Source organism: Burkholderia sp. AU33423 (assembly GCF_002223135.1).
In the GTDB taxonomy this organism is placed as follows: Bacteria; Pseudomonadota; Gammaproteobacteria; order Burkholderiales; family Burkholderiaceae; genus Burkholderia; species Burkholderia lata_D.
Genome location: NZ_NKFH01000001.1, coordinates 1 through 9,690, shown reverse-complemented (window position 1 = coordinate 9,690; position 9,690 = coordinate 1). Strand labels below are relative to the sequence as shown.

The window sequence follows — 9,690 nt, the reverse complement described above, 5'->3', positions numbered from 1 at the left end:
CCAATATACCCACCGTGATCACCTTTGTATCCCCTGCTCAAAGATTGAGCAGAGCATTCAATCACGTGGGTCAAAATTCGATGAAAATTTCCAGCTCTAGTGGGTCAGTTCTGCGCGGACATCAACAATCTTCGCGCTGACGATGGGCACCGGCAAAACCATCTTGATGGCGACCTGCATCTTCTACGAGTTCCTACTGGGCAATAAATTCGAGAAGGATGCGCGCTACTGTCACAACGCCCTAGTGTTCGCACCGGATAAGACGGTGCTGCAATCACTGAAGGAGATCGAAGCGTTCGACCTGACCCTCGTGGTGCCGCCGGAGTACGTCAACTTCCTAACCACGCACCTGCGTTTCCACTACCTTGAAGAAGCAGGCACGTCGCTGGACACGCTGGATCGCTCGCGCTTCAACATCATCGTCTCTAACACGCAGAAGATCATCCTCAAGCGCCAGCATAAGGAAAAGACTTCCATTGACAAACTGTTTGGCGCTACTGGCGACACGCTCGCCGCCACCGGCGTCTATGCCGATGCCGCCGACCTCTACAACTTCGATCAGCCGGAAGAAGAGGGCGAACTGACCACCAACCAGCGGTTCGAGAAGCTACGCCGTCTGGAGCAGTTGGGCATTTATGTGGACGAGGCCCATCACGCCTTTGGCAAGGCGCTCGCCAAGGACATGGGCGTCGGTGTGAAGGAGACGGACACCAGCCTGCGCACAACCATTGACATTCTCGCCGCCAGCCTCAACGCGGCGGGTACGCGCGTGGTGGCTTGCTACAACTATACGGGTACGCCCTACGTTGGGCGCGAGGTGTTGCCGGAGGTGGTGTATGCCTACGGCTTGAAGGAAGCCATCGACAAGGGCTTCCTGAAGAAGGTGCTTCTGCACGGCTACAACAGCACCCGCACCGAGGAGTTCGTGGACGTCACCGTCGAAGCCTTCCTGAAGGAGTCCGGCACACTGCGCCCGGAAGGTCTACTGCCCAAGTTGGCCTTCTTCGCTGCCACTATCGACGAGCTGACAAGCGAGCTGAAACCGGCGGTTGAGCGCGCGCTTATCAAGCACGGTATCCCGACCTCGCGCATTCTGGTCAATGTGGGTGACGACAAGCTCACCACCAACGACGACATCCGCGAGTTCAATCGGCTCGACACCGAAGGCTCGGAAAAGCAGTTCGTCCTGCTGGTCAACAAGGGGCGGGAAGGCTGGAACTGCCGCTCGCTGTTCGGCGTTGGCCTGTTCCGCGAGCCGAAGTCCAAGGTGTTCGTGCTGCAGGCCACGATGCGTTGCCTGCGCGCCATCGGCGAGGCCCAACACACTGGCCATGTCTTCCTCTCGAACGACAACCTCAATACCCTTAACGACGAGTTACAACAGAACTTCCGCATCAGTGCCGACGAGTTGCAAAAGACGGGCAGCGACAAGCAGCGCGTGGAAGTACGCGTAATGGAGCCGCCGGTCAAGATCAAGCTCGTGCGCGTGCGCAAGCAATACCAGATGCGCGAAAAGCAGCTTGTTCCTGGGCAGGAACTGGTCCCTGAACGCTCTAGCCGAGAGAGGTGGGCGGAGTTAGTTGAGAAGTACCGGCTAATCGAAACGCAGCAGGAGGGTTTGACCGCCGCCGACGCCGCACGCGCGTCGGGCAGTCGCACCTTCGATCTGACCGAACGCCGCGAAAAGCGCATCTTCTCACGGATGACGCTGGTGGCGGAGGCGTCACGCTACCTCAATCTACCCCCACTCGACATAGAGGAACTGCTGGACTCGACGAAGGAAGGCACTGACGAGCTGGTGGCGATAACCAATGAGTTCAACGAGCTGCTGTTTGACGAGATCATCCCGCGCCTGTTCCGCCAACTCTACGAACTTGACGAGTCGCAGCAAACCGAGGAGCACGAAGTCGATCTGATTAAGATGCCCCCGAACGGTTACTACGAGGTGTCGGCGGCCAAGGACAAGATCGTCCGGATGAACGACGCGCAGATTAAGGACGAGGAGCGCGCGAAGAGTTTCCACCTCGACACCTACTGCTTTGACTCCGGCTCGGAGAACTGGCTGTTCTGGGACCTGCTGCGTGAGCAGCGGGTGAGGAAAATCTACTTCACTGGAATGCTGACTCACGGCCAGTCTGATTTCTTCATCCAGTACATCGACCCAGACTCGCGCACCGTGCGTAGTTACTACCCCGACTTTATCTTCCAGCGCGAAGAGCCGGATGGTAGCCTGAAGTACGTCATCGTTGAGGTGAAGGCCGACAACCAGATCGAGGACGCGGTGGTGCAAGCCAAGAAGGACTTCGCTCAGCAGATCGCAGTGGCCAGCGGGATGGAGTACCGCATCCTCAAGTCGTCCGATGCAGACAAGCGACACTATCGGGTTCTGATGTAAGGTAATAGAAGAGAAAGCGAGGGGGATAACTATGGCTTTGGATCGATTAGAGCGCATCTTGATCTTGGCGAAGACGTACCCCTCGCCCAGTGCCCAGTATGTTGAGACGTCCTGCGTGGCAGGCATAAGCCAGGACGGCTCAATGCGCCGCTTGTACCCCGTGCCCTTCCGGATGATCGAAGAAGGCCAGCAATTCAAAAAATGGCAGTGGATCGAAGTCAGAGTCGAGAAAGCCAACAAGGATCATCGACCCGAGAGCCATAAGCTCTACGTCGACACGATCAGCTGTGGGGACGTGATAGGCACCAAGAAGGAGTGGGCCACCCGTTGGGAGTGGTTGGCCAAGATCCCATCCTTCGACAGCTTTGATGCCGTCGAAGCTGGACGGCTCGGCGACAGCTTGTCGATTGCATTACTGCGCCCAAAGAGATTGCTCGGCCTTGAAATCACCAAGGCCCGAAACCAGGAGTGGACGGAGGAGGAAAAAGAGAAGCTGATGCGTGAGCAGATGCAGGGCGATCTCTTTTCCGAGGCCGAGGCGAAACGGCAGGTGGTGGAACTTCGCAAGGTACCGTTCGACTTCTATTATCGGTATGTGTGTGATACGCCGGAGGGCGAAAAGGAGCACAAGCACAAGATCGTCGATTGGGAGGCTGGCGCGTTGTTTTGGAACTGTCGTCGTAGCCACGGCGTCGCTTGGGAAGCGCCGTTCCGCGCCAAGCTGGAAGAATCGCTCGGCGGAAAGGATTTGATGTTCTTGATGGGCAATCAGCACCGGTTCCAAGACCAGTGGCTGATCATTAGTTTGGTTTATCCGCCTAAGCGAAAGCCAGTCGAAGAAATGCAGGGTTCGTTGTTCTAGCGTCTGCAGCGTTGATGTGTTCGACGTCCGCGCCGCAGTAGTCACGCACGGCATTGGCCACTATCGAGCGGTGGCAGAAGTTGAAGTCGGCCTCATAGCACAGTAGCGCGCAGTTCGACGTACTCGCTAAGTCCGACAGATCGGAGATGGCGGTTTCTTTCGTCTCGAGATGCTTCAGGAAACCCTCGGTGTAGCGCTTCCAGTTGCCATCCTCACGGTAACGGTCGCGCACCTTCTTAGGGCAGCCCAAGTCGACCATATGGACGTACTCGAGGCCGGAGAGATTCAACGCGCTAGCCAGTGCTTTCTTCGAAAACCCGGGTTTGCGCGACAGGGGCAGCTCGCGGATGTCCACGACGGTGTCGATGCCGTGCTCAGCGAGCAACGACATGAACGCGTCAATGTCCAGTCCTTCGTAGCCTATGGTGAAAACGGTCATACTTGTGCCCCTCTAAAGCGGCGATTTTAACGGAGGATGCACCACCAGTCACGGCGGTCGCAAAATGCCCCTGTCTTGGCGGCAATGTACAGTGCCACAGTCATTAGGCGGTGACTGGAGGTGTCGGTAGGGGACATCCTAGGTTGGCAGGGGTGGCGCTCGCCAGACCAGGTCCGGAATCCGCACCAAACCTTGGGAGAAAAAACCAACCGAGAGCGATTGGTTTTTTGGCAATAGGAGGAGTTGGTGAGGATCGGATTCCCGACCCTCACAAAGTTTCCCACTCAGGGGGCTGGCCTTCCAAGGCCATCAGAGAATTTGTGCCCTGAGTTAGGCGGGCGCGCGCCTAACGCCTTCGGCAAATTCCCTTATCGTGATGTTCGACAGTAGGGCGGTCGCATCAACTTCGTCGTCCAGTCGCAAAACTGTGGCGCCAGTCGCACTTACTCTGGCGCCCTAGGTCTACAAAGCACCTCAAACGTCAATATTCCCCGCCCGCAACGCATTCGACTCGATAAACGCACGCCGCGGCTCCACATCATCCCCCATGAGGGTAGTAAAGATCCCATCCGCAGCAATCGCATCCTCGATCTGCACACGCAGCAGACGCCGCACTGCCGGATCCATCGTCGTTTCCCACAGCTGCTCGGGGTTCATCTCGCCGAGCCCCTTATAGCGTTGTTTGGAGACGTTGCGTTCAGCATCCGCCAACAACCACTTCATCGCGCTCTTGAAGTCCGCCACGGCCATGCTGCGCTCACCGCGCTTGATGACCGCACCTTCCCCGATGAGCCCCTTGAACGTATTCGCGGTGGTCACGAGCTGCTGATAATCCGCCGTGTGCTGGAATTCCTGGTCGATGACCGAAACTCGCACGTTGCCGTGATGCGTACGCTCGACATGCAGCGACCGCTGTTCGCGAACCGGATCATACGAAGGCACCACACGCACTTCGTTCTTCAGCGCTTCATCATGCAACGCAGCGTGCAGCGCCTTAGCCGAAGCCTCGGTCGAAGCCTCGTTAGAGAGGTCGATCACCACCCCATCCATGACCGCCTCCAGCGCGGCCGGATCATACAACCGGCTCAACCGCTCGATCACGCTCTGCGACAGCAGATACGATCGCGCCAGCTCCCCAAGCGCATCACCCGAAATCGCCGCCGCATTCTCACCCGGCACCAGCTCCGACCCTTGCAGCGCCAACCGCAGCATGTGCGCGTTGAGCTCCACGTCATCCTTCAGATACCGCTCGTCCTTGCCCGCCTTGATCTTGTAAAGCGGCGGCTGCGCGATATACACGTACCCGCGCTCGATCATGTCCGGCATCTGGCGATACAGGAACGTGAGCAGCAGCGTCCGGATGTGCGCACCGTCCACGTCCGCGTCGGTCATGATGATGATGCGGTGATAGCGCAGCTTGTCGAGGTTGTAATCCTCTTTGCCGATCCCGCACCCAAGCGCAGTCACGAGCGTGACGATCTGTTCCGACGAAAGCAGCTTGTCGTAGCGCGCTTTCTCGACGTTCAGCACCTTGCCGCGCAGCGGCAGGATGGCCTGGAACTTCCGGTCGCGCCCTTGCTTGGCCGACCCACCTGCCGAGTCACCCTCGACGATGTAGATTTCGCACTTCGCCGGGTCTTTCTCCTGGCAGTCCGCGAGCTTGCCGGGCAGGCCGACGCCGTCGAGCACGCCCTTGCGGCGCGTCATCTCGCGAGCCTTCCGAGCCGCGTCACGCGCACGAGCAGCTTCGACGATCTTCCCGCAGATGATCTTCGCGTCGATCGGCGTTTCCAAAAGGAATTCTTCCAGCGCCTTCGCCACAACTTCTTCAACCGGCGCACGCACCTCGGAAGAAACCAGCTTGTCCTTCGTCTGCGAGCTGAACTTCGGCTCCGGCACCTTCACGGAAAGCACGCACGACAGCCCTTCGCGCATGTCGTCGCCGGTCGTTTCGACCTTCGCCTTCTTCGCGATTTCGTTGTCGGTGATGTACTTGTTGATGACGCGCGTCATCGCGGCCCGAAGGCCGGTCAAGTGCGTGCCGCCGTCGCGCTGCGGAATGTTGTTCGTGAAGCACAGCACGTTTTCGTTGTAGCTGTCGTTCCACTGCATCGCGACTTCGACGCCCACGCCATCCTTCTCGCCGTTGGCGAAGAACACCGTCGGGTGCAGGTTGGTCTTCGTCTTGTTGATGTACTCGACGAAGCCCTTCACACCGCCGGCGAACGCGAAATCGTCTTCCTTGCCCGAACGCAGGTCGGTGAGGCGAATCCGCACACCGTTGTTCAGGAACGAAAGCTCGCGCATCCGCTTCGCGAGGATGTCGTAGTGATACTCGACCGTGCCGAAAATCGTCGGATCGGCCATGAAGTGCACTTCGGTGCCGCGGTTCTCGGTGTCGCCGGTCACCAGCATCGGCGACACTTCGACGCCATCGACCACCTCAAGCACGCGATCCTGCGCGACGCCGCGATGGAATTCCATAAACCGCTTCTTGCCATTGCGGCGCACCGTGAGGCGCAGCCAGCTCGACAGCGCGTTCACGCACGATACGCCCACGCCGTGCAGGCCGCCCGACACCTTGTAGCTGTTCTGGTCGAACTTGCCGCCGGCGTGCAGCTCGGTCATCACGATCTCGGCAGCGCTGCGCTTCGGCTCGTGCTTGTCGTTCATCTTCACGTCGGTCGGAATCCCGCGGCCGTTGTCGGTCACGGAAATCGAGTTGTCGGCGTGAATCGTCACGTGGATGTCGTTGCAGTACCCGGCCAGCGCTTCGTCGATCGAGTTGTCGAGCACCTCGAACACGAGGTGGTGCAGACCGGTGCCGTCCGACGTGTCGCCGATGTACATCCCGGGGCGCTTGCGCACCGCTTCCAGACCTTCGAGGATCTGGATCGACGAGGCGCCGTAGCTGCTGTTATCGGGTTGCGAATTGTGCTGTTCACTCATGGATATCTTCCGGTTCTGCGAGGCCACTCTCGTGGCGGCGCGGTGCGTTTCAGCGAGCGAAATCGCCGGCCGCTCCAGTTTCCTGGCCCGCCCCAAGTGCCGAAGAGGCACTAAAAGGGCGGGTTGTCAGTTCGCCATAAAAACGCCAAAGGGGCTTGCCGCCCCCTGGTGTGTGTCGTGATGTCGCGCGCGTCAGATGCGCATCGGCATCACGACATACTTGAACTCGTCGTTCTCGGGCACGGTAATCAGCGCGCTCGAGCTGGCGTCGCCGAGGCTCACCTGCACGGTGTCGACCTTCAGGTTCGCGAGCACGTCGAGCAGATACGTGACGTTGAAGCCGATGTCGACGGTATCGCCCTGGTAGGCGATCTCCAGTTCTTCCTGCGCCTCTTCCTGATCGGCGTTGGTCGACATGATCTTCAGCTGGCCCGGCGCGATGATGCAGCGCACGCCCTTGAACTTGTCCGAGGTCAGGATCGCCGCGCGTTGCAGCGAACGCTGCAGTTCTTCACGGCCGATCTCGAACGTGTTCTTGTGCGCCTTCGGGATCACGCGCTGGAAGTCGGGGAACTTGCCCTCGACGAGTTTCGACACGAGCTCGACCTGGCCGAACGTGAACTTGGCCTGGGTTTGCGCGATGTCGATTGTGACGGTGTCGTCGATGTCTTCGAGCAGGCGTTGCAGCTCGAGAATCGTCTTGCGCGGCACGATGACTTCCTGGCGGCCGAACGTGCCGCCTTCGAGCTTCATCGACGAGAACGCGAGGCGGTGGCCGTCGGTGGCCACGGCCATCAGCTGGTCCCCGTCGACGACGAGCAGCATGCCGTTCAGGTAGTAGCGGATGTCCTGCTGCGCCATCGCGAAGTGCACCATGCCGAGCAGCTGGCGGAACGACTTCTGCGGGACGGTCAGCGTTGCGCCGAAATCCTTCGCCTGCGCGACGGTCGGGAACTCGTCGGCCGCCAGCGTCTGGAGTGCGAAACGGCTCTTGCCGGATTGAACGGTGAGGCGCTTGTCGGCGAGCGACAGCGTGACCTGGCCGTCAGGCATCGCGCGCAGGATGTCGAGCAGCTTGCGCGCGGCGACGGTGGTCGCGACCTGGTCGCCGCCGACGCCGAAATCGGCGCGCGTGGTGATCTGCAGCTCCAGGTCGGTCGACAGGAACGAAACGTCCGAGCCGTTCTTGGTGATCAGCAGGTTGGCGAGGATCGGCAACGTATGGCGGCGTTCGACGATGCCGCTGACCGTTTGCAGCGGCCTGAGGAGGGTGTCTCGTTCGGTCTTGACCAGTTGCATAGAGTTCCTTCGTTGAGTAACGGCCTGCAGCGCAGCAGCCTCGCAGCGCCCCGCCGGCCGGGCTCTTGGCCCGCCACCACCGGGGCGGTCAAACCAGTATTGTGCCTCAAAACCGAACCGCCCCCCTTAAATTGGGGCGGAGGCCGAATTATCAAGCGCGCGTCGCGCTCAGCCCTTCAGCGTCTGTTCCAGCACGTGCAGCTCGTGGTTGAGCTGCGCGTCCTTGCTGCGTTCGTCGGCGATCTTGCGCACCGCGTGCAGCACGGTGGTGTGATCGCGCCCGCCAAACAGCTCGCCGATTTCCGGCAGGCTCTTCTGCGTGAGTTCCTTCGCGAGATACATCGCGATCTGCCGCGGCCGCGCGATGTTCGCGGGACGCTTCTTCGAGTACATGTCCGCGACCTTGATGTTGTAGAAGTCGGCGACGGTCTTCTGGATGTTCTCGACCGAAATCTGCCGGTTCTGCACGGTCAGCAGGTCCTTCAGCGCTTCCTTGGTCAGCTCGATCGAGATCTCGCGGCCGTGGAACTTCGAATACGCGAGGATCTTGCGCAGCGCGCCTTCGAGTTCGCGCACGTTCGAGCGCAGGTGCTTCGCGACGAAGAATGCGACGTCTTCCGACAGGTTCACGCCTTCCGACTGCGCCTTGCGCATCAGGATCGCGACGCGCATTTCCAGCTCGGGCGGCTCGATCGCGACGGTGAGGCCCGAGTCGAAGCGCGAGATCAGGCGATCGTCGATGCCCGAGATTTCCTTCGGATACGTGTCGCTGGTGATGATCACCTGCGCCTTGTTCGCGACCAGCGCCTCGAACGCGTAGAAGAATTCCTCTTGCGTGCGCGACTTGCCGGAGAAGAACTGGATATCGTCGATCAGCAGCAGGTCGAGCGAGTGGTAGTAGCGCTTGAAGTCGTCGAACGCCTTGCGCTGGTACGCCTTCACCACGTCCGACACGTACTGTTCTGCATGGATGTAGCGGATCCGTGCGCCGGCCTTGTCGAGCAGCAGCTGGTTGCCGATCGCGTGGATCAGGTGGGTCTTGCCGAGGCCGACGCCGCCGTACAGGAACAGCGGGTTGTACGAGATGCCGGGGTTGTCCGCGACCTGGATCGCGGCGGCGCGCGCGAGCTGGTTCGCCTTGCCGGTCACGAAGTTGTCGAAGGTGAGCACGGGGTTCAGCTTCGAACGCTCGTACATCGAATCGGCTTCACCGCCGGCGGCGGGCGCGGCGCCGGGGCCCGGGCGCCACGTGCGGCGGCCGGCGGCCGCTTCGTGCGCGGGCAGGCTCGGCAGGTCGATGTCGGCGTCGTCGGAGTTCAGGTGATGCGCGGCGGCCGCCGACGGCGTCATCGGCACGTCGGCCGGGGCGCTGGGCGCAGCGCCGGCATTCGCGGCCAGGTTGGCGGCGATCGCGGCCACAGTCGCGGCGGGGCCGGTTGGGGCCAGCGGCGCGCGCGGGGCGGCCGGTGCCGCACCGGCGGCGGCGCTGCGCATGCCTGCCTTGGGATCGAGGACGAACTGGACTTCGATCGGCGCGCTCCAGAATTCGCGGGCCAGATCGGAGATGCGGCCCGAAAACTGGCTCTTGACCCAGTCCAGCTTGAAGCGGTTCGGCGCGGCGATGGACAGCGTGTTCGCCGACGCATCGAAGGCCACCGGGGCCAAGGGTTTGATCCACGTCACGTACTGCTGGGGCGTCAGCTCGCGCTCCAGCAGTGCGGAACAGTGTTGCCAGAAATCGTTCAT

General features: G+C 60.7%; 6 protein-coding genes. 2 read left to right on the top strand and 4 right to left on the bottom strand.

Translation table 11 applies throughout. The features are described 5' to 3' along the window. The first annotated feature begins 142 nt into the window (after positions 1-142). Positions 143-2,395, top strand: a complete 2,253-nt coding sequence (locus CFB50_RS00030) for a TnsA endonuclease N-terminal domain-containing protein (RefSeq protein ID WP_373452938.1) — start codon at positions 143-145, stop codon at positions 2,393-2,395. Positions 2,396-2,537: 142 nt separating this feature from the next. Continuing rightward, the gene (locus CFB50_RS00025; RefSeq protein ID WP_256978633.1) at positions 2,538-3,257 is read left to right on the top strand and encodes a hypothetical protein; all 720 of its coding nucleotides are present in this window, start codon (positions 2,538-2,540) and stop codon (positions 3,255-3,257) included. Here CFB50_RS00025 and CFB50_RS00020 read toward each other — a convergent pair. The 4 genes from CFB50_RS00020 to dnaA form a co-directional block, all read right to left on the bottom strand. Beyond that, positions 3,214-3,696 (bottom strand): DUF488 domain-containing protein, encoded by a 483-nt coding sequence (locus CFB50_RS00020; protein WP_089444698.1) that lies wholly within the window; start codon positions 3,694-3,696, stop codon positions 3,214-3,216. The genes CFB50_RS00025 and CFB50_RS00020 overlap by 44 nt on opposite strands. 474 nt (positions 3,697-4,170) lie before the next feature. Further along, positions 4,171-6,645, bottom strand: a complete 2,475-nt coding sequence (gene gyrB, locus CFB50_RS00015) for a DNA topoisomerase (ATP-hydrolyzing) subunit B (RefSeq protein ID WP_089444697.1) — start codon at positions 6,643-6,645, stop codon at positions 4,171-4,173. Between the two features lie 192 nt (positions 6,646-6,837). Next, positions 6,838-7,944 carry a DNA polymerase III subunit beta gene (gene dnaN, locus CFB50_RS00010; protein ID WP_039364632.1) on the bottom strand — a complete coding sequence of 369 codons (1,107 nt, stop codon included), beginning with the start codon at positions 7,942-7,944 and terminating at the stop codon, positions 6,838-6,840. Positions 7,945-8,112: 168 nt separating this feature from the next. Continuing rightward, positions 8,113-9,690, bottom strand: a 1,578-nt coding sequence (gene dnaA / locus CFB50_RS00005) for a chromosomal replication initiator protein DnaA (RefSeq protein WP_089444696.1), incomplete at its 5' end; no start/stop codon positions are given.

Coding starts and splice junctions, on each gene's coding strand:
- CFB50_RS00030 (WP_373452938.1), top strand. CDS start 143: ATGGGCACCGGCAAAACCATCTTGATGGCGACCTGCATCTTCTACGAG.
- CFB50_RS00025 (WP_256978633.1), top strand. CDS start 2,538: ATGCGCCGCTTGTACCCCGTGCCCTTCCGGATGATCGAAGAAGGCCAG.
- CFB50_RS00020 (WP_089444698.1), bottom strand. CDS start 3,696: ATGACCGTTTTCACCATAGGCTACGAAGGACTGGACATTGACGCGTTC.
- gyrB (WP_089444697.1), bottom strand. CDS start 6,645: ATGAGTGAACAGCACAATTCGCAACCCGATAACAGCAGCTACGGCGCC.
- dnaN (WP_039364632.1), bottom strand. CDS start 7,944: ATGCAACTGGTCAAGACCGAACGAGACACCCTCCTCAGGCCGCTGCAA.